The 19,963-nt window shown below is 61.2% G+C and carries 24 protein-coding genes; 6 read left to right on the top strand and 18 right to left on the bottom strand.

Annotation, left to right across the window (positions count from 1 at the left end; all coding sequences use genetic code 11):
* Positions 1 to 30: 30 nt before the first annotated feature.
* The 10 genes from GXB78_RS12810 to GXB78_RS12765 all read right to left on the bottom strand — a co-directional run bounded on the left by GXB78_RS12810 (position 31) and on the right by GXB78_RS12765 (position 7,472).
* Positions 31 to 579 carry an RNA 2'-phosphotransferase gene (locus GXB78_RS12810; protein WP_329515644.1) on the bottom strand — a complete coding sequence of 183 codons (549 nt, stop codon included), beginning with the start codon at positions 577 to 579 and terminating at the stop codon, positions 31 to 33.
* Between the two features lie 139 nt (positions 580 to 718).
* Positions 719 to 1,042, bottom strand: a complete 324-nt coding sequence (locus GXB78_RS12805) for a DUF3392 domain-containing protein (protein ID WP_008083808.1) — start codon at positions 1,040 to 1,042, stop codon at positions 719 to 721.
* 22 nt (positions 1,043 to 1,064) lie between these two features.
* Positions 1,065 to 2,270 carry a radical SAM family heme chaperone HemW gene (hemW, locus tag GXB78_RS12800; RefSeq protein ID WP_329515643.1) on the bottom strand — a complete coding sequence of 402 codons (1,206 nt, stop codon included), beginning with the start codon at positions 2,268 to 2,270 and terminating at the stop codon, positions 1,065 to 1,067.
* Positions 2,267 to 2,863, bottom strand: a complete 597-nt coding sequence (rdgB, locus tag GXB78_RS12795) for an RdgB/HAM1 family non-canonical purine NTP pyrophosphatase (protein ID WP_329515642.1) — start codon at positions 2,861 to 2,863, stop codon at positions 2,267 to 2,269. Before rdgB ends, hemW begins: the two co-directional genes overlap by 4 nt.
* Positions 2,860 to 3,294 carry a DUF4426 domain-containing protein gene (locus tag GXB78_RS12790; RefSeq protein ID WP_329515641.1) on the bottom strand — a complete coding sequence of 145 codons (435 nt, stop codon included), beginning with the start codon at positions 3,292 to 3,294 and terminating at the stop codon, positions 2,860 to 2,862. The genes rdgB and GXB78_RS12790 overlap by 4 nt, the downstream gene beginning before the upstream one ends.
* Before the next feature lie 26 nt (positions 3,295 to 3,320).
* On the bottom strand, positions 3,321 to 3,941 hold the full coding sequence (gene metW, locus GXB78_RS12785; RefSeq protein WP_039757544.1) for a methionine biosynthesis protein MetW: 621 nt from the start codon (positions 3,939 to 3,941) through the stop codon (positions 3,321 to 3,323).
* A 7-nt stretch (positions 3,942 to 3,948) separates the two neighbouring features.
* Positions 3,949 to 5,088, bottom strand: a complete 1,140-nt coding sequence (gene metX, locus GXB78_RS12780) for a homoserine O-succinyltransferase MetX (RefSeq protein ID WP_083353760.1) — start codon at positions 5,086 to 5,088, stop codon at positions 3,949 to 3,951.
* Positions 5,089 to 5,341: 253 nt separating this feature from the next.
* The gene (locus GXB78_RS12775; RefSeq protein WP_039757546.1) at positions 5,342 to 5,932 is read right to left on the bottom strand and encodes a YggT family protein; all 591 of its coding nucleotides are present in this window, start codon (positions 5,930 to 5,932) and stop codon (positions 5,342 to 5,344) included.
* Positions 5,933 to 5,943: 11 nt separating this feature from the next.
* Positions 5,944 to 6,762 (bottom strand): pyrroline-5-carboxylate reductase, encoded by an 819-nt coding sequence (gene proC / locus GXB78_RS12770; RefSeq protein WP_329515640.1) that lies wholly within the window; start codon positions 6,760 to 6,762, stop codon positions 5,944 to 5,946.
* Between the two features lie 23 nt (positions 6,763 to 6,785).
* On the bottom strand, positions 6,786 to 7,472 hold the full coding sequence (locus tag GXB78_RS12765; RefSeq protein ID WP_329515639.1) for a YggS family pyridoxal phosphate-dependent enzyme: 687 nt from the start codon (positions 7,470 to 7,472) through the stop codon (positions 6,786 to 6,788).
* 56 nt (positions 7,473 to 7,528) lie between these two features.
* Here GXB78_RS12765 and GXB78_RS12760 point away from each other — a divergent pair, with 56 nt between their 5' ends.
* On the top strand, positions 7,529 to 8,563 hold the full coding sequence (locus GXB78_RS12760) for a type IV pilus twitching motility protein PilT (protein ID WP_016772732.1): 1,035 nt from the start codon (positions 7,529 to 7,531) through the stop codon (positions 8,561 to 8,563).
* A gap of 150 nt (positions 8,564 to 8,713) precedes the next feature.
* On the opposite strand, the gene GXB78_RS12755 is transcribed toward GXB78_RS12760, so the two are convergent.
* A complete protein-coding gene (locus GXB78_RS12755; RefSeq protein WP_024014657.1) occupies positions 8,714 to 9,331 on the bottom strand; it encodes a C40 family peptidase in 618 nt (205 codons plus the stop codon).
* 248 nt (positions 9,332 to 9,579) lie between these two features.
* On the opposite strand from GXB78_RS12755, the gene GXB78_RS12750 reads away from it, so the two are divergent.
* On the top strand, positions 9,580 to 10,014 hold the full coding sequence (locus tag GXB78_RS12750; protein WP_329515638.1) for a TM2 domain-containing protein: 435 nt from the start codon (positions 9,580 to 9,582) through the stop codon (positions 10,012 to 10,014).
* Between the two features lie 94 nt (positions 10,015 to 10,108).
* Here GXB78_RS12750 and GXB78_RS12745 read toward each other — a convergent pair whose 3' ends face one another.
* The 7 genes from GXB78_RS12745 to gshB form a co-directional block, all read right to left on the bottom strand.
* Positions 10,109 to 11,380: a dihydroorotase gene (locus GXB78_RS12745; protein WP_329515637.1), complete on the bottom strand. Its 1,272-nt coding sequence runs from the start codon at positions 11,378 to 11,380 to the stop codon at positions 10,109 to 10,111.
* A complete protein-coding gene (locus GXB78_RS12740; protein WP_016772736.1) occupies positions 11,377 to 12,381 on the bottom strand; it encodes an aspartate carbamoyltransferase catalytic subunit in 1,005 nt (334 codons plus the stop codon). Before GXB78_RS12740 ends, GXB78_RS12745 begins: the two co-directional genes overlap by 4 nt.
* A gap of 27 nt (positions 12,382 to 12,408) precedes the next feature.
* Positions 12,409 to 12,915, bottom strand: coding sequence for a bifunctional pyr operon transcriptional regulator/uracil phosphoribosyltransferase PyrR (gene pyrR / locus GXB78_RS12735; protein WP_024014655.1), 507 nt, complete (start codon positions 12,913 to 12,915; stop codon positions 12,409 to 12,411).
* Positions 12,916 to 12,996: 81 nt separating this feature from the next.
* Positions 12,997 to 13,434, bottom strand: a complete 438-nt coding sequence (gene ruvX / locus GXB78_RS12730) for a Holliday junction resolvase RuvX (RefSeq protein ID WP_016772738.1) — start codon at positions 13,432 to 13,434, stop codon at positions 12,997 to 12,999.
* Positions 13,434 to 14,006 carry a YqgE/AlgH family protein gene (locus GXB78_RS12725; RefSeq protein ID WP_329515636.1) on the bottom strand — a complete coding sequence of 191 codons (573 nt, stop codon included), beginning with the start codon at positions 14,004 to 14,006 and terminating at the stop codon, positions 13,434 to 13,436. Before GXB78_RS12725 ends, ruvX begins: the two co-directional genes overlap by 1 nt.
* Positions 14,007 to 14,140: 134 nt before the next feature.
* Positions 14,141 to 15,040, bottom strand: a complete 900-nt coding sequence (locus GXB78_RS12720) for an energy transducer TonB (RefSeq protein WP_329515635.1) — start codon at positions 15,038 to 15,040, stop codon at positions 14,141 to 14,143.
* A gap of 148 nt (positions 15,041 to 15,188) precedes the next feature.
* Positions 15,189 to 16,160, bottom strand: a complete 972-nt coding sequence (gshB, locus tag GXB78_RS12715) for a glutathione synthase (protein WP_329515634.1) — start codon at positions 16,158 to 16,160, stop codon at positions 15,189 to 15,191.
* Between the two features lie 225 nt (positions 16,161 to 16,385).
* Between gshB and pilG the strand changes: the two genes are divergently transcribed.
* The 4 genes from pilG (at position 16,386) to GXB78_RS12695 (ending at position 19,955) form a co-directional block, all read left to right on the top strand.
* The gene (gene pilG, locus GXB78_RS12710; RefSeq protein ID WP_016772743.1) at positions 16,386 to 16,790 is read left to right on the top strand and encodes a twitching motility response regulator PilG; all 405 of its coding nucleotides are present in this window, start codon (positions 16,386 to 16,388) and stop codon (positions 16,788 to 16,790) included.
* Positions 16,791 to 16,850: 60 nt separating this feature from the next.
* Complete coding sequence (pilH, locus tag GXB78_RS12705) at positions 16,851 to 17,216, top strand: twitching motility response regulator PilH (protein WP_329515633.1); 366 nt, start codon at positions 16,851 to 16,853, stop codon at positions 17,214 to 17,216.
* A gap of 10 nt (positions 17,217 to 17,226) precedes the next feature.
* The gene (locus tag GXB78_RS12700) at positions 17,227 to 17,766 is read left to right on the top strand and encodes a chemotaxis protein CheW (RefSeq protein ID WP_253496768.1); all 540 of its coding nucleotides are present in this window, start codon (positions 17,227 to 17,229) and stop codon (positions 17,764 to 17,766) included.
* Positions 17,767 to 17,906: 140 nt separating this feature from the next.
* Positions 17,907 to 19,955 carry a methyl-accepting chemotaxis protein gene (locus tag GXB78_RS12695; RefSeq protein ID WP_041476807.1) on the top strand — a complete coding sequence of 683 codons (2,049 nt, stop codon included), beginning with the start codon at positions 17,907 to 17,909 and terminating at the stop codon, positions 19,953 to 19,955.
* Positions 19,956 to 19,963: the final 8 nt, after the last annotated feature.

Raw genomic sequence — 19,963 nt, 5'->3', positions numbered from 1 at the left:
CTAGCGAAAAGGACTTATGAGTGCTCGGCATTACAGCGTTGTCATGAACCGCGCAGGTACGTGGTCTGTCAGCCACACGCCGTTTTCGGCCTGATAGAACTTGAAGCCTTCTTCCTGCATCTGCTGCGCGGCGATTTCAAGGATCACCACGCTGCCGTAGCGTTGACCTACGGAAGTGGCAGTGGCGATTTCTTCCGAAAGATGCACATGGTGGCGTGATCCAGGGATCAAACCTTGATCATTGATCGAATCGAGAAAACGCATGGCTGTGCCGTGATATAGCGTTTGCGGTGGGTGTTTCTCGTCGAACTGCAACTCGACAGTCTTCGTCGAGTGGCCCTGAACAGCGCGGATGCACAAGCCGTCAGTGGTAATCGCAAAACGCTTTTTGTCGCTACTTGCCACCACAGTTTCAATCAAATCGCGATCGAGGTTGCGACCGTCACGCGCTGCGCCACGAATCAGTGCGTCAATATCTGCCCAACCCTCCGAATCCAGCTTTAGACCAATCGCTTGAGGCTCGTGACGCAACACGAAGCTGAGAAATTTGCTTGTCTCGTCCAGCAACTTTTTACTCATGAACGTCCCTTTCATTGCGATCAACTGTGGGAGCGAGCCTGCTCGCGAAAGCGGATGTTCATTCAACACTGATGTTGACTGACACACCGTATTCGCGAGCGGGCTCGCTCCCACATTTCGTTTCGGGGTGTTTGCGGAATCAGCGACGATCAGCAACCACGCCAATCAACACCAGCACCACCAGTAGCACCGGCGCCAGGCTGTAGTTGTTGAACTGGCTCAGGCCCTTGATCACCCATGGTGTGGCGTAGATCAGCGCGGCGCCGCTGCCGATCAGGCAGAGCAGGGCCATCAGCGGCACGCGCAGGGCACCGGCGATGCTGCCCAGGCGTTGCTCGACCCAGCCCTTGAAGTCGGCGCCGAACAGCACCAGCAGGCAACCAACCAGCGCCAGAGCGATTTCCGAGAGATTGCTGCGGCTCCAGCGGGAGACGGTGGCCAGCAGGTCGAGTATCAAATCCATGCGTTTTCCCTTTGGGCTGAAGTCAGTTCAGAAATTGTTGCAGCAAATCGTTGAGAAACAGCTGGCCGCGTTCGGTCGCCGCCAGGCGTGACGGTTCGACCTGCAACAGGCCGCTTTGTTCGGCTTCGCGCCGGCCTTCGGCGAGGCTGTCCAGCGACAGGCCGGTGCGCTCCGGATACAGGCGCGATTCGACCCCGGCGGTCAGGCGCAGGGCGTTCATCAGGAACTCGAACGGCATTTCGTCATTGCTCAGCAATTTCTCGCCGGCCTGAAAGCTCTTTGCCGGGTTCAGATAATCCTTCGGCAGCCGGGTTTTCCACGTCCGCACAATGCGTCCGTCCGGGTGGCTCAACTTGCCGTGGGCGCCGGCGCCGATGCCGATGAAGTCGCCGAAACTCCAGTAATTGAGGTTATGCCGCGCCGGGCGACCGGCCTGGGCATATGCCGACACTTCGTATTGCGCGTAACCGTGCTCGGCCAGCAGCGCCTGGCCGGCTTCCTGAATGTCCCACAGCGTGTCGTCTTCCGGCAGCACCGGCGGCTGATTCCAGAACACCGTATTCGGCTCCAGCGTCAGCTGATACCAGGAAATGTGCGTCGGCTTCAGCGCGATGGCCTGGCGCAGATCGCTCAAGGCATCGTCCAGCGACTGATCGGGCAAACCGTGCATCAAGTCCAGGTTGAAGTTATCGAACCCGGCCTGTCGCGCCATGCCCGCCGCACGCACGGCTTCGTCGCCGTTGTGAATGCGACCAAGGGCCTCAAGCTTTTCCTGCTGGAAGCTCTGAATACCGATCGACAGCCGATTGATCCCCAGCTTGCGATAGGCGACAAACTTCTCTTGCTCGAAGGTGCCTGGATTGGCCTCGAGGGTAATTTCGATGTCGTCGGCGAACGGGATGCGCTGCTCGACGCCCTTCAACAGACGTCCGAGGGCTTCGGCGCTGAACAGGCTCGGTGTCCCGCCACCGAAGAAAATCGAGGTCAGCTCACGGCCATAAACCGCGTGCAGATCCTGATCGAGATCGGCCAGCAGCGCGTCGACGTATTCCTGCTCAGGCAGCACCGGGCTGGCGGTGTGCGAGTTGAAATCGCAATACGGGCATTTGCGTACACACCACGGAATGTGGATGTACAGCGCCAGGGGCGGCAGGTTTGGCAGCGGTGCCCGAGGCGAGGACGCGGCGCCGCCGATGATCAGCGACGACGCGGAAGAATCAGTGGTCATTTCAAGCCCAGACGCTGGCGCAGCAGATCCATTGCACGGGCGCGGTGGCTGATCTGGTTCTTGTCGGCCGGGCTCAGTTCAGCGCTGGAGCAATCGCGCTCCGGCACCCAGAACAGCGGATCATAACCGAAACCGTGCTCACCGCTGGCAGCGGTGAGGATGCGCCCGTGCCACAGGCCTTCGCAGAGAATCGGCAGCGGATCATCGGCGTGGCGCACCAGCGCGAGAACGCAAACGAACTGCGCACCGCGCTCGGCTTCTGGCACATCTTTCAGCGCATCGAGCAGCTTGGCGTTGTTCGCCGCATCGCCCTGGCCGTCGGCGTAACGCGCCGAGTAGATGCCCGGCGCACCGCCGAGGAAATCCACCGCCAGCCCGGAGTCGTCGGCCAGTGCCGGCAGCCCGGAAATACGCGCGGCGTTGCGGGCCTTGAGGATCGCGTTCTCGACGAACGACAGGCCGGTTTCTTCCGGCTCGACCTGGCTCCATTCGCCAATCGAGCGCAGTTGCACCGAGTCGCCGAGCATGGCCTGGAGTTCTTTGAGTTTGCCGGCGTTATGGCTGGCCAGTACGAGCTGCTTGATGTTCATCATTCGCCGGGAAAGAGTTCTTGGTTGAAATTGATGGTGTTGATCTTGTCGCCGTTCTGCACCTTGATTTCAAAGGTGCGGGTTTCCTGCTGCGGCACCGGGTACTGGGCGATGTAGTAGATCGCGCCCTGTTCGGTGACCTGGCGGAATTTCAGCGGCACGCTGTTGCTGGTCAGGTCCTTGATCGTGCCGCTGACGCTGGCGATCAGCGGTTTGCCGTCCTTGACCACTGAGACGTTGATCACGCCCTGGTTCTTGCTGCGAATCAGCTCGGCAGCCTTGGCGATGTCCGGTTGCAGGAACGTCGAGTTGAAGGTGTTGTAGTGCACCGTGATGTCGCCGAAGGTTTCCTTGCGCTCACCTTTGATGGCGTCCGCCGCAAGGGCGCCGGCGCTCAGGCAGGCGGTGATTAACAACAACGCTAGACGACTCATGTTCGTGCTCCTCGAAATAGCCTGGTTCAGACCGCGACTCTGTGGTCCGCCAGTTGCGGACTGCTGACGCGGTAGATACCGATTTCACCTAACAGATTAGGCCATAGCTTACTGGCCCACCCGTGGCGGTGCTGTTGATCCACGGCAAGCCGATCAATGACCTTGGCATCCCGTTCGCGGCACAGTTCTTCGAAATCCTCGAAGGTGCAGAAGTGAATGTTCGGCGTGTTGTACCAGGTGTAGGGCAGGAACTCGGAGACCGGCATGCGGCCCTTGCTCGCCAGGTACCAGCGGCAGCGCCAGTGGCCGAAGTTGGGGAAGGTGATGATGCACTGGCGGCCGACCCGGAGCATTTCGTCGAGGATCCTGTCCGGGTAATGCACCGCTTGCAGGGCCTGGGTCATGACGACGATGTCGAAACTGTTGCTGGCGAAGTTGCCCAGGCCTTTGTCCAGATCCTGCTCGATGACGTTGATGCCCTTGGCCACGCACTCGGCGATATTGTCGGCGTCGTTTTCCAGGCCATAACCGGTGACGTTCTTGTTGTCGCGCAGCCAGGTCAGCAGCTCGCCGTCACCGCAACCGAGGTCGAGGACGCGGCTGCCGGCGGGGATCCATTCCTGGATGATTTCCAGATCAGCTCTCATGGCTTTCTCACAACGAAATGCGGTTCATGTAATTGCCGAACGCCTGCAAGTAACGCGGGATCGGAATCAGGAAGGCGTCGTGGCCCTGCGGTGCGTCGATTTCCAGGTAGCTGACGTCCTTGCGCGCGGCCATCAGCGCATCCACCAGTTCCCGCGAACGCGCCGGGGAGAAGCGCCAGTCGGTGGTGAACGACATCACGCAGAACTTGGCCGTGGCGTTTTCAAAGGTTTTCGCCAGATCATCGTCGAAGTTCGCCGCCGGATCGAAGTAATCCAGTGCTTTGGTCATCAACAGATAAGTGTTGGCATCGAAGCGCCCGGAGAATTCTTCGCCCTGATAACGCAGGTAGCTCTCGACCTGGAACTCGACACTGTGGAAGTCGTAGTTGAGCTTCTCGCTCTTCAGGCCACGGCCGAATTTCTCGCCCATGGAATCGTCGGACAGATAGGTGATGTGGCCGACCATGCGCGCGAGCATCAGCCCGCGCTTGGGGATCACGCCCGCTTCCTGGAACGAACCGCCGTGGAATTCCGGGTCAGTAAGAATCGCTTGCCGCGCGACTTCGTTGAAAGCAATGTTCTGCGCCGACAGCTTCGGTGCCGAGGCGATGGCCAGGCAGTGACGCACGCGATCGGGGTAGGTGATGGTCCATTGCAGCGCCTGCATGCCGCCGAGGCTGCCGCCGATCACCGCCGCCCACTGGCCGATGCCGAGCAGGTCAGCCAGACGCGCCTGGCTGTGCACCCAGTCTTCCACGGTGAGCACCGGGAAGTCGGCGCCGAACGGCTTGCCGGTCTCTGGGTTGATGCTGCTCGGGCCGGTGGAGCCGTTGCAGCCGCCGAGGTTGTTCAGGCTGACCACGAAGAACTTGTTGGTGTCGATCGGCTTGCCGGGGCCGATGCAGCTGTCCCACCAGCCGGGCTTGCGGTCGTCGACGCTGTGATAACCGGCAGCGTGGTGGTGGCCGGACAAGGCGTGGCAGATCAGCACGGCGTTGCTCGCCTGGGCGTTCAGCGTGCCGTAGGTTTCGTAGATCAGATCATAGGCGGCCAGCGAACGCCCGCAAGCCAGCGCCAGCGGTTCGCTGAAGTGCGCGGTTTGTGGTGTCACCAGACCAACAGAATCGGCGGGAAAGGCAGTTGGCATCGACCCTGCTCTCGTTGAAATGAGGCGTAAGTCTAAAGACCGTGGGGGGTAGCGGCAAGCGGCCCTCACCCTAACCCTCTCCCGGAGGGAGAGGGGACTGACCGCGGCGATCTTCAGAGTGATGCTGACCTGAGGTATCGAGTCGAACGCAGGCCTTGAAAACAACCGGATCGGCTCCCTCTCCCTCGGGAGAGGGCTGGGGTGAGGGGCGCAGGCGACTCGATATCAAGCCGAGCGCCCAATCCCTCTCACCTCACATCAGCAAACGCAGAATCTCCGGCATCATCGTCATCGCTGCCAGATTGTTGATCACCAGCATGTCGATCAATTTCAGTGCCAGGAAAGCGAAGATCGGCGACAGATCCAGGCCGCCGAGGTTCGGCAGGAAGCGGCGGAACGGTGCCAGCGCCGGCTCGCAAATCTGGTTGACCAGTTCGGCGCCTGGATTGTGGCTGCCCGGTGCGACCCACGACAGGATCACGCTGATGATCAAGGCGAAGAAGAAGATCTTCAGGAACAGTGCGGTGACGCCGATCAGCGACCAGATCAGCAGTTGAAGCGGGTTGCCGGTGGTGCCGTAGGTCAGCAGCAGGGTCAGCGCCATCAGCAGCAGTTGCACCAGAATCGCCAGGACCAGCGACGACATGTCGAGGCCGAACAGGCTCGGGATGATCCGGCGCAAAGGCTTGAGCAGCGGCTGGGTGGCCTTGACCACGAACTGGCACAGCGGGTTGTAGAAGTTCGCCCGCACCAGTTGCAGGACGAAGCGCAGCAGCACGATCAGCAGGTACAGGCTGCCGAGGGTTTGCAGCACGTAAACCGCTGCGGTGTTCAATCCGATCATGTAAGGCTCCTTTATTTGCCCAGTTGTTCGGCCATTTCGGCCGAGCGGTGCGCGGCGGCGCCGAGTGCGGTTTCAACCAGCGCTTCGAAGCCGCCAGCCTGGAATGATTTGATCGCTGCTTCCGTGGTGCCGTTTGGCGAGGTCACGCGGCGACGCAATTCGGCGGCGTCGACATCGCTGGACACCGCCATGTGCGCGGCGCCCAGGGCAGTCTGCACGGTCAGTTGCTCAGCGATCTCTTTTGGCAGGCCAAGTTTGACGCCGGCGGCGGTCATGGCTTCGATCAGCAGGAAGAAGTACGCCGGACCGGAGCCGGACACTGCGGTGACTGCGTCCAGTTGCTGTTCTTCTTCCAGCCACAGCGCGATACCGACGGCGGACAACAGCTCTTCGGCTTGCTGACGCTGCTCGGCGCTCACTTCGCTGGTCGCGTACAGACCGCTGACACCCTGACGCAGCAGCGCCGGGGTGTTCGGCATGCAGCGCACGATCGGCTGTTCGCCGAGCCAGGCGGTCATGCTCGCGCAGGTGATCCCGGCGGCGATCGACACCACCAGTTGATTCGGCTTCAGGCTTGGGCGGATCGCCTCGCACACGGCTTTCATCGCCTGCGGCTTGACCGCCAGTACGATGACATCTACGCCTTCGATAACCTGGGCGTTGTCGGCGAACGTTTCGATACCGTGCTCGGCGCTGACCTTGGCGCGGGTGTCGTCGCCCGGATCGCTGGCGCGGATCTGCGCCGCTTCCAGACCCTTGGCGCGCAGGCCGCCAATCAGACTGGCCGCCATGTTGCCCGCACCGATAAACGCAATACGTGTGTTGCTCATGTGTGGTCCTTATCTGGAAACGTTCAAGACTGGGAATAATCTCTGGCGCCAAACAGCGCGGTACCGACCCGCACCCAGGTGGCGCCTTGGGCAATGGCCGACTCGAGGTCGTGGCTCATGCCCATGGACAAGGTGTCGAGCGGCAGATCGAGGCTCGCCTGCAAGGTCTGCACGGCGGCGAACGCAGCGTCTTGCTCGGCGCGCTCTTCGGTCGGCTCGGGAATCGCCATCAGCCCGCGCAATTTCAGCCGGGGCAGGGCGCTGATGGCCTCGGCCAGCGCTGGCAGATCCGCCGGGGTGCAACCGGATTTACTCGCCTCGCCGCTGACATTGACCTGAATGCAGATGTTCAGGGGCGGCAGTTCGGCCGGGCGCTGCTCGGACAGGCGTTGGGCAATTTTCAGACGATCCACGGAGTGCACCCAATCGAAATGCTCGGCAATCGCCCGAGTCTTGTTCGATTGAATGGGGCCGATGAAGTGCCAGATCAAGGGCAGGTCGGCCAGCTCCAGCTGTTTGCCCAGGGCTTCCTGCAGGTAGTTCTCACCGAAGTCGCGCAGGCCGGCGGCACAGGCTTCACGCAGGGCCTGGGCGGGTTTGGTCTTGCTCACGGCCAGTAGCTGGACGCTGTTTTCGGCACGACCGGCCGCCGAGATCGCGGCCTGAATGCGTGAACTAACGAGGGCTATGTTGTCTGCTATCGTGGACATCAAGAGGCGCCGGCGGTCTGTAGGTTCGCGGCATTCTACTGGAATTGAGGGACGCTATGGATATCACTGAACTGCTGGCCTTCAGCGCCAAACAGGGCGCATCCGACCTGCACCTGTCAGCCGGCCTGCCGCCGATGATCCGCGTCGATGGCGACGTGCGGCGGATCAATCTGCCGGCGCTGGATCACAAGCAAGTGCACGATCTGATCTACGACATCATGAACGACACCCAGCGCATCGAATTCGAGAAAAATCTGGAAACCGATTTTTCCTTCGATGTGCCCGGTGTCGCGCGTTTCCGGGTCAACGCGTTCAACCAGAACCGTGGCGCCGGCGCGGTGTTCCGCACTATTCCGTCGAAAGTGCTGAGCATGGAAGACCTCGCCATGGGCGATGTTTTCCGCAAGATCACCGATGCGCCGCGAGGGCTGGTGCTGGTGACCGGGCCGACCGGTTCCGGCAAATCGACCACGCTGGCGGCAATGATCGATTACCTCAACACCCATCGCCACCACCACATCCTCACCATTGAGGATCCCATCGAGTTCGTTCACGAATCGCGCAAATGCCTGATCAATCAGCGCGAAGTCCATCGCGATACCCGCAGCTTCGCCACTGCCCTGCGCTCGGCGCTGCGTGAGGATCCGGACGTGATTCTGGTCGGCGAAATGCGCGATCTGGAAACCATTCGCCTGGCGCTGACTGCCGCCGAGACCGGGCATCTGGTGTTCGGCACGCTGCACACGACCTCGGCGGCGAAGACCATCGACCGTGTGGTCGACGTGTTCCCCGGCGACGAGAAGTCGATGGTCCGTTCGATGCTCTCGGAATCGTTGCTGGCGGTGGTGTCGCAGACGTTGATCAAGAAGATCGGCGGCGGGCGGGTGGCGGCGCATGAAATCATGCTGGGGACATCGGCGATCCGTAACCTGATCCGCGAGGACAAGGTGGCGCAGATGTATTCAGCGATTCAGACCGGCGGGTCGCTGGGGATGCAGACGCTGGACATGTGCCTGAAGGATCTGGTGACCAAGGGCTTGATCAGCCGCGAGCATGCGCGGGAAAAAGCGCGCACCCCGGATAATTTCTGAGGGTCGGTGGTGCGGCTGCCGGCCCCTTCGCGAGCAGGCTCGCTCCCACATCAAGCCGCATTCCTTCAGCTGGAATGCATTCTTCTGTGGGAGCGAGCCTGCTCGCGAAAAGGCCGGTACTGCTGAAGCTGATTCAGGAGATCAAACAGCTCAGCGCTGGACTACACGCAGCTGTTGTTGCTCTTTCGGCAACACGCGCTTGGCCACGACGTAGTGCTTTTCCCAATACGGCTTGTTCAGCGTGTCGATACTCACCGCTTTGCCACGACGCGGGGCGTGGATGAAGCGGTCGTTGCCCAGGTAGATGGCAACATGGTTGACCCGACGGCTCTTGATGTTGAAGAAAATCAGGTCGCCGGGTTTCAGATCCTTACGCTCGACTTTCTCGCCGTGACCGCTGGCCATGGCGTTGGAGGTGCGTGGCAGATCGAACGTAGCGTCGTTAAACGCGTATTTCACCAGGCCGCTGCAATCAAAGCCTTTACTTGGGCTGCTGCCGCCCCAACGATAAGGTGTACCGAGGACGTTCACCGCACGGCTCAGCACATTGCTGCTTTCCTTGCTCGCCATCGGTGGCACCAGTTTGCTGCGGCTCTTGCTGCTCAGCGTGGTGGTTTTGCTCTTGCTGCTTTTGCTCGATGGAGCCGAAGCATGGGATTTCGGGGTGAAGCCGTTAACGTTGGGAAGACGTTGCTCACGATTGGTGGCGTGGGCGGCCAGTGGCATTAATAGGCAAATAGTCAGCCATGTCTTGAAAAATGGTCGCATTAGGCGTGGCTCGTAAGTGATAGCGCGCAACTTTATAACAGCTTTTTTTGCCGTTCCGAGGCCGTTCATCGATTCATTCGGCCGGCTACGGAACCAAAAATGCTCAAAAAGTACGCAATTGTCCGACAGAAGTCAGGTTCTACAAGGGTTTCGCGCTAGCAACGGTAACATTTGCCATACGTCGGCCACCTGTAAAAAAGTCACAAAGAAATGAAGAATATTTATCTATCGAGTGCAATGAGGTCTTAATGAACAGCTATCAGCTACCCCGCGTGAATGAAAAGGACACTCACAGCAAGGTCATCGGCTACCTGCTATGGATTTTCGGATTCACGGGTGCGCACCGCTTTTATTACGGCAAGCCGGTGACCGGAACGATCTGGTTCTTCACCTTCGGTTTGCTGGGGATTGGCTGGTTCATCGACGTGTTTCTGATCCCGGCGATGGACCGTGAAGCGGACTTGCGCTTTGCCGCCGGGCCGATCGAGTACAACGTCGCGTGGATCCTGCTGACCTTCCTCGGTGTGTTCGGCGTACACCGCATGTACCAAGGCAAGTGGATCAGCGGTCTGCTTTATCTGCTGACCGGCGGGTTGTTCTTTATTGGCGTGCTGTATGACTTCTGGACGCTGAACGATCAGGTGTCGGTGCGCAACGCGCAGAATCGCGGCGCCTTCCAGTAAGCTTTCGCGAGCAGGCTCGCTCCCACAGGGGATTTGTGTCGTTCACAGATCCAATGTGGGAGCGAGCTTGCTCGGGAATGGGGGCGACCCGGTATCAAGCCTGGTGACTGATCCGCCCGTCCACCAGCGTGTAGCGAACCACACCCGGCAAACTGTGCCCGATGAACGGGCAGTTCTCGCCCTTCGACAGCCAATGCTCGCCGGCCACCGTCGACGCTTTCGGATCAAACAGCACGATATCCGCCGCACCACCTACCGTCAGCTTGCCCGCCGGCAAACGCAGCGCTTCGGCTGGACCTGCGCTCAGGCGTGCCAGCAGCGTCGGCAAGTCGAGCAAACCATCTTCGACCAGCGTCATCGCCAGCGGCAGCAGCAACTCAACGCTGCTGATGCCCGGCTCGGTGGCGCCGAACGGTGCCAGTTTGGCGTCGCGCTCGTGGGGCTGGTGATGGCTGGAGATGGCCGAAACCACCCCGGACTTCACCGCTTCACGCAAACCATCGCGGTCGGCGCGGGTGCGCAGCGGCGGTTGCACGTGATAGAGACTGTTGAAGTCGATCAGCGCTTCGTCAGTCAGGATCAGCTGATACAGCGCGACATCGGCCGTTACTTTCAGGCCACGGGCCTGGGCCTGGGCGATCAGGGCAACGCCGCGCGCACTGGTCAACTGGCTGAAATGCGCACGCACGCCGGTCTGCTCAACCAGCAGCAGATCGCGAGCGAGCGCCACGGTTTCCGCAGTTTCAGGAATACCCGGCAGACCCAGGAAACTGGCGACCGCGCCTTCGTGGGCGAGACCTCCCTCGGCCAGATCGTGATCCTGCGAATTGAAGATCACCGTCAGGTCGAAAGTCGCCGCGTATTCCAGCGCCCGGCACAGGGTGCGGCTGTTGCGGAAACTCTCCAGACCGTTGCCGAACGCCACACAACCGGCGTCGCGCAGGGCCACCAGTTCGGCCAGTTGCTCACCGTCCAGACCTTTGCTCAGTGCGCCGATCGGGAACACCTTGGTGTTGCCGGCTTCGCGGGCGCGGTCGAGGATCAGTTCGGCCACGGCGGATGTGTCGAGCACCGGTCTGGTCTTCGGTGGGCAGCACAGGCTGGTCACGCCGCCGGCAGCGGCGGCGCGGGTTTCGCTGACGATCGAGCCTTTGCGGCTGTAGCCCGGCTCGCGCAGGGCAACGTTGAGATCGACCAGGCCAGGCGCAGCGACCAGGCCTTGGGCATCGATGGTTTCTACTGCGCTGAAACCGGCCGGCGCGGCGCCGAGGGCGACGATCTTGCAGGCTTCAACGTGGATGTCGGTGATTTGATCCAGGCCGCTGCTTGGATCGATGACGCGTGCGCCGAGAATGCTGAGCTTCACTGGGCGTTCTCCTGCTCGAATTGACGTTGCGCAGTCTGCCCGCTCATGGCCATGGACAGCACAGCCATACGAATCGCGATGCCGTAGGTCACTTGATTGAGGATCACCGAGTGCGGGCCGTCGGCCACCGCCGATTCGATCTCCACGCCACGGTTGATCGGCCCCGGGTGCATGACGATGCAATCCGGTTTGGCCCCGGCCAGACGCGCGGTGGTCAGGCCGAACAAGCGGTAGAACTCGCCTTCGCTCGGCAGCAGGCCGCCGGTCATGCGCTCACGTTGCAGGCGCAGCATGATCACCACGTCGACATCTTTCAGGCCTTCAGCCATGTCGGTGTAGACCTTGACGCCGTATTGCTCGATGCCGATCGGTAGCAGGGTTTTCGGCGCGATCACGCGGATGTCCGGGCAGCCGAGGGTTTTCAGCGCGAGCATGTTCGAGCGCGCCACCCGCGAATGGAGGATGTCGCCGACGATCGCCACCGAAAGGTTTTCGAAACCGCCCTTGTGCCGGCGGATGGTGAGCATGTCGAGCATGCCCTGGGTCGGGTGCGCATGCCGGCCGTCACCGCCGTTGATGATCGCCACTTGCGGGCAGACATGCTCGGCGATGAAGTGCGCCGCACCGGAATCACCGTGGCGCACGACGAACATGTCGGCGGCCATGGCTTCAAGGTTGCGCAGGGTGTCGAGCAACGTTTCACCCTTGCTCGCCGACGATGTCGACACGTTCAGGGTGATCACGTCCGCCGACAGCCGCTGGGCCGCCAGTTCGAAAGTGGTGCGGGTGCGTGTGGAGTTTTCGAAGAACACGTTGCACACGGTCTTGCCGCGCAGCAACGGGACCTTCTTCACCGCCCGGGCGCCGACTTCAAGGAACGAGTCGGCAGTGTCGAGGATTTCCGTAAGCAACTCGCGGCGCAGACCGTCGAGCGAGAGGAAGTGGCGCAGCTGGCCCTGATCATTGAGCTGCAGCGGGCGCTTGGTATCTAGAGGCGTCATCGCGAGGGGGACTCTCAATAGGGCGGATTAAAGGGTGACGTCTTGCAGTTCGAGGGTCAGCGGCTCGGGGCCGGACAACTTGACCCGCTGGTTGCCGGCCAGCGTCAGGGTGGCGCCGACCACGTTCGGACGGATCGGCAGCTCACCGGCGTCCAGGTCCAGCAGGCAGACCAGCGTCACGCTGGCCGGGCGGCCGTAATCGAACAGTTCATTCATCGCGGCGCGGATGGTTCGGCCGCTCATCAGTACGTCGTCGATCAGCACCAGATGCTGGCCTTCGATCTCGAAGGGCAGGGCGGACGGGCGCACTTGCGGGTGCAGGCCGTTCTGGCTGAAGTCGTCGCGGTAGAAGGACACATCCAGCGTGCCCAGCGGCGCATCACTGGCCAGTTCCTTGAGCAGCGCCTGCGCGACCCAGATGCCACCGGTGCGGATGCCGATGTAACGCGGTTCGCTGATGTCACGCTGGGCAAGGTGCGCCTTGAGGCGGGTCGCCATCTGGCTGATCAGATCGGCGGGATTGGGCAGGCTCATGGTTGCTCCTTCGTGAATCCGCGCTGCGTCCTGCCGGACGAAGCTCGGTTTATAACCAAAAGAAAAGCGCCGAAGCGCTTGTCAGGATTCAAACAATGCAGTGTTTTCATCGAGCCAGCCCTGCAGCAGCAGAGCGGCGGCGATGGCGTCCACCGGGTTGTCGCGGTAACTGCCTTTCTGCCCGCCACGCACCAGTCGCTCGCCTTTGGCTTCGAAGGTGGTCAGGCGTTCGTCGTGGGTATAGAAGGGCAGGTTGTAGCGGCCGTTGAGGCGGCGGGCGAATTTCTCGGCGCGCACGCACATCTCGCTGGGCGTGCCGTCCATGTTCAATGGCAGGCCGACCACCACGGCGTCGGGTTTCCATTCTTTTATCAGCGCTTCGACCTGATCCCAGTTCGGCACGCCGTTCTGCGCTTTCAAAGTGCACAGCTCACGGGCCTGGCCGGTGATGACCTGGCCGACCGCGACGCCGATCTGTTTGGTGCCGTAGTCGAAGCCGAGAATCAGGCGCAGGGCCATCAGGCGTGACCTGCCTGGCTGGTGAGCAGATTGAGGTCGATCCCCAAGTGCCTGGCCGCCGCTTCGAGGCGCAATTCGCTGCTGGTGTTGAAGAGGATGTCGGCGTCGTACGGGCAGGTCAGCCAGGCGTTGTCGGCGAGTTCCGCTTCCAGCTGCCCGGCTTCCCAGCCGGCGTAACCGAGGGCAATCAGGCTTTTCGCCGGACCGACGCCGTCAGCGATGGCGAACAGCACGTCCTGCGAAGTCGAAAGAGCCAGATCGCCGTCCAGTTGCGCAGTGGCCTGGAAGGTTTTGCCTGCCGGGTGCAGGACAAAACCGCGGTCGGTCTGCACCGGGCCGCCGATGAAGATGGGTACGTGCTGGCACAGTGCTGGCGGGTCGATGTCCGGGCGCAATTGCTCGAGGATGTCGGCCAGATTCAGCTCTTGCGGCCTGTTGACCACAATCCCCATCGCGCCATTGGCCGTGTGCTCGACGATGTAGGTCAAGGTGTGGGCAAAGTTCGGGTCGGCCATGTGTGGCATGGCGATCAGGAAGTGATGCTTGAGGTAGCTGGGGCTGACGTTTTTCATGAGCGCTAGTGTGGCGTCGCAAGGGCGAACTGACAAGCTGAGGCTTTAAAAGATCGCAGCCTTCGGCAGCTCCTACAGGGTGTACGCAGGCCCACTGTAGGAGCTGCCGAAGGCTGCGATCTTTTGATTTTCTCTTAATTGCTTGAGAGCTTGTCGCCCCGGGCAAATTTCCAGGTGCGGATGATTTCCAGGCGGTCGATATCCGACAGATCGCCGGTAAACGGTGCAAACGGTGCGGCCAGGCGGACGATGCGCTGCGCCGCCTGATCGAGCAGCGGCTGGCCGGAGGATTCGAGCACCAGCACTTCATACAGCGAGCCGTCGCGGTTGATCGAGACCATCAGGCGCAGATTGCCGTAGATCTGCTTGCGCCGTGCTTCTTCCGGGTAATTGAGGTTGCCGATGCGCTCGACCTTCTTGCGCCAGTCGTCCTTGTACCAGGCGCCCTTGTCGCGCATGGTCGAGGCCGCGCTCAAGCGGTGGATGCGCGGGCGCTTGGCGTAGAGCTGTTGTTCCTTGGCCAGTTCCGCCTCGAGGCTGGCGATATCGCTGGACAGTTGCGAGCTGTCGAACGCCGGCGCGTCGACGGTCGGCTTGACCTCGGTTTTGCTTTCTTCTTTCTTGGTCGGCGCCTTTTTCGGCTTTGGCGCGACGGTGGTCACCGCTGCCTTCGGTGCGGCCTCCTGCACCTCAGGCTTGGCCGCAGGTGGCGGGGTGACCTTTTTGACCTGATTGTCCTGGAACGGCGCGACTTCGGTGGTCTTGGGCAGGGCTTTCTTGTCCAGCGTGCCGCTGCCTTCCTGGTTCTCCTGGGCGAGAAAATCTGCCTTTTCCGGCTTCTTCTCGGCCTTGAAGGTGGCCAAGGTGATTTCCAGGGTTTTGCTGATCTGCTGCGGCTCGACCATGGTGAAGCCGACGCCCAGCAGCAGCGCCAAATGAATCAGCGCCGCGAGAAACAGGGTAAAACCGAGGCGATCGGCCGGGCGCACGCCACGATGGGCGAGTTCAGCGGGCAGATCGGACGGAAGAGTCATTACAGAAAAACCAACATCGCGTTTTCATGGGCCCGGCATGATAACGCAATGTTGGTTTTTAGCTGCAAGCGACGAGCTTCAAGCGACAAGCTGCATAGGGGCAGCTGCAAGCTGCAAGCTGCAAGCTTCAAGCTGACGCGGGCCGGCTTTAAGCTTGCGGCTTGCGGCTCGAAGCTTGCAGCTTGCTTTCGATAGCATTCATGAGCATGCCGCCGATGTCAGTGCCAAACGCATTGTCGATTTCGCGGATGCAGGTCGGGCTGGTGACGTTGATTTCGGTCAGGTGCTCGCCGATCACGTCGAGGCCGACGAACAGCAGGCCTTTCTCGCGCAGGGTCGGGCCGACCTGGGCGGCGATCCAGCGATCCTTCTCGGTCAGCGGTCGCGCTTCGCCACGGCCACCGGCGGCGAGGTTGCCACGGGTTTCGCCCAGTGCCGGGATTCGCGCCAGGCAGTAATCCACCGGCTCGCCATCGATCATCAGGATGCGCTTGTCGCCATCGACGATCGCCGGCAGGTAACCCTGAATCATGATCTGCTGCTTGCCGTGCAGGGTCAGGGTTTCGAGGATCACCGAGAGGTTCGGGTGGCCGGCGGTGTGGCGGAAGATCGACGAACCGCCCATACCGTCCAGCGGCTTGAGGATCACGTCACCGTGATGATCGGCGAACTGGCGCAATACGTCCGGGCGGCGGCTGACGATGGTCGGCGGCGTGCACTGCGGGAACAGCGTGGCGAACAGCTTTTCATTGCAGTCGCGCAGGCTCTGCGGCTTGTTCACCACCAGCACGCCGGCGGCTTCGGCCTGCTCCAGCAGGTAGGTGGAGTAGACGAACTCCATGTCGAATGGCGGATCCTTGCGCATCAGGATCACGTCCAGGTCGCTCAGCAGCTTGTCCTGCTCGGCGTCCAGTTCGAACCACTTGTCCGGATTGGCGAAGACTTTCAGCGGGCTCATTCGCGCCCGCGCCTGGCCTTCGGCCTGATACAGGTCTTTCTGTTCCATGTAGAACAGTTCCCAGCCACGCTTCTGCGCGGCCAGCAGCATGGCCAGCGAGCTATCCTTTTTATAGGAGATGCTGGCGATAGGGTCCATGACAATCCCGACGCGAACGCTCATTGGGTTTTCCTCGAAATTTGGCTACCGGATCGGTATTGAAAAAGTGCCGCCAGAGTGGCGCCGGGCGGGTTTCGGGTCAAGGAAAAACCCGTCGATAGATTGCATCTGGAGACTGTGCTAAAAAGGCTGGCAGATCGCGCCGCCCCTTGGCTATCAAGGGTTTCAGGCCATTATTCACAGCAAAACGGACAATTTGATTCGCAAAGGCGACGGTAGAACCCTCTTATGGAACAGCAGTCCAGCGCCTTGAAGGTCATGGTGATCGACGACTCGAAAACGATTCGCCGCACCGCCGAAACATTGTTGAAGAACGTCGGTTGCGAAGTGATCACCGCCATCGACGGTTTCGATGCGCTGGCGAAGATTGCCGACCACCATCCCGGGATCATCTTCGTCGACATCATGATGCCGCGTCTGGATGGATATCAGACCTGTGCCCTGATCAAGAACAACAGCGCTTTCAAGGCGACGCCGGTGATCATGCTGTCATCCAGGGACGGTTTGTTCGACAAGGCCAAGGGGCGGATTGTCGGCTCTGATCAATTTCTGACCAAGCCGTTCAGCAAAGAAGAACTGCTCAACGCGATCCAGGCCCATGTTCCGGGCTTCGCCGCCGTTTTGCCGCAGTAAGACACGCACAGTGACGCTCGGCCAGCGGGCCGGCAGTCGACCAGAAAAATGGGGAAGAGCATGGCACGTATCCTGATCGTCGATGATTCGCCGACTGAAATGTACAAACTCACCGGCATGCTCGAGAAGCACGGCCATGAAGTGCTCAAGGCCGAGAACGGCGCCGACGGCGTGGCCCTGGCCCGTCAGGAAAAACCTGACGCCGTGCTGATGGACATCGTCATGCCCGGCCTCAACGGTTTTCAGGCGACCCGGCAACTGACCAAGGATGCCGACACCGCGCGCATCCCGGTGATCATCATCACCACCAAGGATCAGGAAACCGACAAGGTCTGGGGCACCCGCCAGGGCGCCAAGGATTACCTGACCAAACCCGTTGACGAAGACACCCTGATCAAGACCCTGAACAACGTCCTCAAAGGCTGATCGCGCAATCATGAGCGAATCGCTGACCGCGTTCGAACTGCTCTGGCAGATCGACCAGCGCTGCCGCCTGCTGGCAGCGGACCTGCCGTCGCAAGCGGCGCGCCCGGACCGCTGGAGCGGCATCGGCTTTCGCCTCGGCGAGCATTGGTATGTGGCGCCGATGGGCGAAGTCAGCGAAGTCCTGCACGAGCCGCGCTTCACCCAGGTCCCCGGGGTCAAACCGTGGGTCAAGGGCGTGGCCAATCTGCGCGGGCGGCTGCTGCCGATCATGGACCTGTGCGGTTTCTTCGGCCATGAACTGTCGCCGCTGCGCAAACAGCGGCGGGTATTGGTGGTGGAACATGAAGACGTGTTCGCCGGGGTGATGGTCGATGAAGTCATCGGCTTGCAGCATTTCGAGCAAGGCAGTTTCGAGCCGCTGTCGATCAGCAAGCGCCAGGGCTCCAAGGCCGAATTCGTCAAAGGCTATTTCCGCCGCGAACAGAACTGGCGGGTGTTCAGCCTGTTCGCACTGGCCAGATCCCCGGTGTTCATGGGTGTGGCAATCTGATTGGTTGAATACCATCCCTGTGGGAGCGAGCCTGCTCGCGAATGCGGTCTGCCCTGCACATTGATGCTGGCTGACCCACCGCCTTCGCGAGCAGGCTCGCTCCCACAAGAGGCCATGGCGAGTTTCTAAGGCGAGGACCGATGACAAAAGCAAAAACAGGCAAGTCGGCAGAAGCATCGCGCAGTCGTGCGCAGATCATCGTGCTGTTTATCGCGCTGATCGTGTTCATCATGCTGCTGTTCGCCAACTTCGCTTACCTCAATACCCAGGCGAACTACGACAAGCAGTACATCGGCCACGCCGGTGAGCTGCGCGTGCTCTCGCAACGCATCGCCAAGAACGCCACCGAAGCGGCGGCGGGCAAGGCGGCTGCATTCAAGTTGCTCAGCGATGCGCGCAACGATTTCGCCCAGCGCTGGGGTTACCTGAAGAAAGGTGACCCGAACACCGGGCTGCCCCCGGCACCCGTCGCCGTGCGCCCGGAAATGCGCGCGGTGCAAATGGATTGGGAACGCCTGCTGAAAAACACCGATGCGATTCTCAGCAGCGAACAGACCGTGCTGTCGCTGCACCAGGTCGCCGCGACGCTGGCCGAAACCGTGCCGCAGTTGCAGATCGAATACGAAAAAGTCGTGGAAATTCTCTTGCAGCGCGGCGCTCCGGCGGCGCAGGTGGCGATGGCGCAACGGCAGTCGTTGCTCGCCGAACGCATCCTCGGTGCGGTCAACACCGTGCTTGCCGGTGATGAAAACTCGCAGCAGGCCGCCGATGCCTTTGGCCGCGATGCCGCGCGTTTCGGTCTGGTGCTCAACGGCATGTTGCAGGGCAACCCGGCGCTGAAAATCAGTCAGGTCGAAGACCGCGACGCCCGTGCGCGTTTAAGCGAAATCTCCGAACTGTTCCAGTTCGTCTCAGGCTCCGTGGACGAAATCCTCGAAACCTCGCCGGAGCTGTTCAAGGTCCGCGAATCGGCGAGCAACATCTTCACCCTCTCGCAAACCCTGCTCGACGAAGCGTCGCACCTTGCTACAGGTTTCGAGCATCTGGCCGGAGGGCGCAACACCGACACTATTGGCGGCTACGTGCTGGGCTTGCTGGCGCTGGCCTCGATCATCCTCATCGGCTTGGTGATGGTGCGGGAAACCAATCGCCAGTTGCGCGAAACTGCCGAGAAGAACGAGCGCAACCAGAACGCGATCATGCGCCTGCTCGACGAGATCGAAGACCTCGCCGACGGCGATCTCACCGTGACCGCTTCGGTGACCGAAGACTTCACCGGCACCATCGCCGACTCGATCAACTATTCCGTCGACCAGTTGCGCGATCTCGTCGCGACCATCAACCTCACCGCCGGCCAGGTCGCCGCTGCCGTACAGGAAACCCAGGCCACCGCCATGCATCTGGCCCAGGCCTCGGAGCAACAGGCCCAGCAGATTTCCGAAGCTTCGACGGCGATCAGCGACATGGCCGAGTCCATCGATCAGGTCTCGGCCAACGCTGCCGAATCGTCGGCGGTGGCCGAGCGTTCCGTGGAAATCGCCAACAAGGGCAACGAGGTGGTGCACAACACCATCCACGGCATGGACAACATCCGCGAGCAGATTCAGGACACCGCCAAGCGCATCAAGCGCCTCGGCGAATCCTCTCAGGAGATCGGCGACATCGTCAGCCTGATCGACGACATCGCCGACCAGACCAACATTCTTGCCCTCAACGCGGCGATCCAGGCATCGATGGCCGGTGATGCCGGGCGTGGTTTTGCTGTGGTTGCCGACGAAGTGCAGCGTCTGGCCGAACGTTCCTCCGCCGCGACCCGGCAGATCGAAACCCTGGTGCGGGCGATTCAGGCCGACACCAACGAAGCGGTGATTTCCATGGAACAGACCACCACCGAAGTGGTGCGCGGCGCGCGACTGGCGCAGGATGCCGGTGTGGCCCTGGAAGAAATCGAAGGTGTATCGAAGACCCTCGCCGCGCTGATCCAGAGCATTTCCAATGCGGCGCAGCAGCAGACCTCGTCCGCCGGGCAGATCTCGCTGACGATGAACGTGATCCAGCAGATCACCTCGCAGACCTCGTCGGGGTCCACCGCCACCGCCGAGAGCATCGGCAACCTGGCGAAAATGGCCAGTCAGCTGCGTCGTTCGGTGTCCGGATTCACCTTGCCGGCGGCGACAGATAAAGCGTGAGTGGAGTG

It is taken from the genome of Pseudomonas moraviensis subsp. stanleyae (assembly GCF_036283065.1).
GTDB classification, from domain to species: Bacteria; Pseudomonadota; Gammaproteobacteria; order Pseudomonadales; family Pseudomonadaceae; genus Aquipseudomonas; species Aquipseudomonas stanleyae.
Note: the sequence above shows the minus strand (reverse complement) of the source record. Positions and strands in the feature narration are given on the sequence as shown.

Excerpts from the sequence above, each read along its gene's own strand:
- GXB78_RS12740 (WP_016772736.1), bottom strand. The coding sequence starts at position 12,381 with ATGACGCCTCTAGATACCAAGCGCCCGCTGCAGCTCAATGATCAGGGC.
- GXB78_RS12765 (WP_329515639.1), bottom strand. The coding sequence starts at position 7,472 with ATGTCCACGATAGCAGACAACATAGCCCTCGTTAGTTCACGCATTCAG.
- metW (WP_039757544.1), bottom strand. The coding sequence starts at position 3,941 with ATGAGAGCTGATCTGGAAATCATCCAGGAATGGATCCCCGCCGGCAGC.
- GXB78_RS12700 (WP_253496768.1), top strand. The coding sequence starts at position 17,227 with ATGAGCGAATCGCTGACCGCGTTCGAACTGCTCTGGCAGATCGACCAG.
- GXB78_RS12720 (WP_329515635.1), bottom strand. The coding sequence starts at position 15,040 with ATGACTCTTCCGTCCGATCTGCCCGCTGAACTCGCCCATCGTGGCGTG.
- hemW (WP_329515643.1), bottom strand. The coding sequence starts at position 2,270 with ATGACCACTGATTCTTCCGCGTCGTCGCTGATCATCGGCGGCGCCGCG.
- gshB (WP_329515634.1), bottom strand. The coding sequence starts at position 16,160 with ATGAGCGTTCGCGTCGGGATTGTCATGGACCCTATCGCCAGCATCTCC.
- pilH (WP_329515633.1), top strand. The coding sequence starts at position 16,851 with ATGGCACGTATCCTGATCGTCGATGATTCGCCGACTGAAATGTACAAA.
- ruvX (WP_016772738.1), bottom strand. The coding sequence starts at position 13,434 with ATGGCCCTGCGCCTGATTCTCGGCTTCGACTACGGCACCAAACAGATC.
- rdgB (WP_329515642.1), bottom strand. The coding sequence starts at position 2,863 with ATGATGAACATCAAGCAGCTCGTACTGGCCAGCCATAACGCCGGCAAA.
- GXB78_RS12805 (WP_008083808.1), bottom strand. The coding sequence starts at position 1,042 with ATGGATTTGATACTCGACCTGCTGGCCACCGTCTCCCGCTGGAGCCGC.
- GXB78_RS12695 (WP_041476807.1), top strand. The coding sequence starts at position 17,907 with ATGACAAAAGCAAAAACAGGCAAGTCGGCAGAAGCATCGCGCAGTCGT.
- pyrR (WP_024014655.1), bottom strand. The coding sequence starts at position 12,915 with ATGAGCCTGCCCAATCCCGCCGATCTGATCAGCCAGATGGCGACCCGC.
- GXB78_RS12810 (WP_329515644.1), bottom strand. The coding sequence starts at position 579 with ATGAGTAAAAAGTTGCTGGACGAGACAAGCAAATTTCTCAGCTTCGTG.
- GXB78_RS12725 (WP_329515636.1), bottom strand. The coding sequence starts at position 14,006 with ATGAAAAACGTCAGCCCCAGCTACCTCAAGCATCACTTCCTGATCGCC.
- proC (WP_329515640.1), bottom strand. The coding sequence starts at position 6,762 with ATGAGCAACACACGTATTGCGTTTATCGGTGCGGGCAACATGGCGGCC.
- GXB78_RS12790 (WP_329515641.1), bottom strand. The coding sequence starts at position 3,294 with ATGAGTCGTCTAGCGTTGTTGTTAATCACCGCCTGCCTGAGCGCCGGC.
- GXB78_RS12755 (WP_024014657.1), bottom strand. The coding sequence starts at position 9,331 with ATGCGACCATTTTTCAAGACATGGCTGACTATTTGCCTATTAATGCCA.
- pilG (WP_016772743.1), top strand. The coding sequence starts at position 16,386 with ATGGAACAGCAGTCCAGCGCCTTGAAGGTCATGGTGATCGACGACTCG.
- GXB78_RS12760 (WP_016772732.1), top strand. The coding sequence starts at position 7,529 with ATGGATATCACTGAACTGCTGGCCTTCAGCGCCAAACAGGGCGCATCC.
- GXB78_RS12750 (WP_329515638.1), top strand. The coding sequence starts at position 9,580 with ATGAACAGCTATCAGCTACCCCGCGTGAATGAAAAGGACACTCACAGC.
- GXB78_RS12775 (WP_039757546.1), bottom strand. The coding sequence starts at position 5,932 with ATGATCGGATTGAACACCGCAGCGGTTTACGTGCTGCAAACCCTCGGC.
- metX (WP_083353760.1), bottom strand. The coding sequence starts at position 5,088 with ATGCCAACTGCCTTTCCCGCCGATTCTGTTGGTCTGGTGACACCACAA.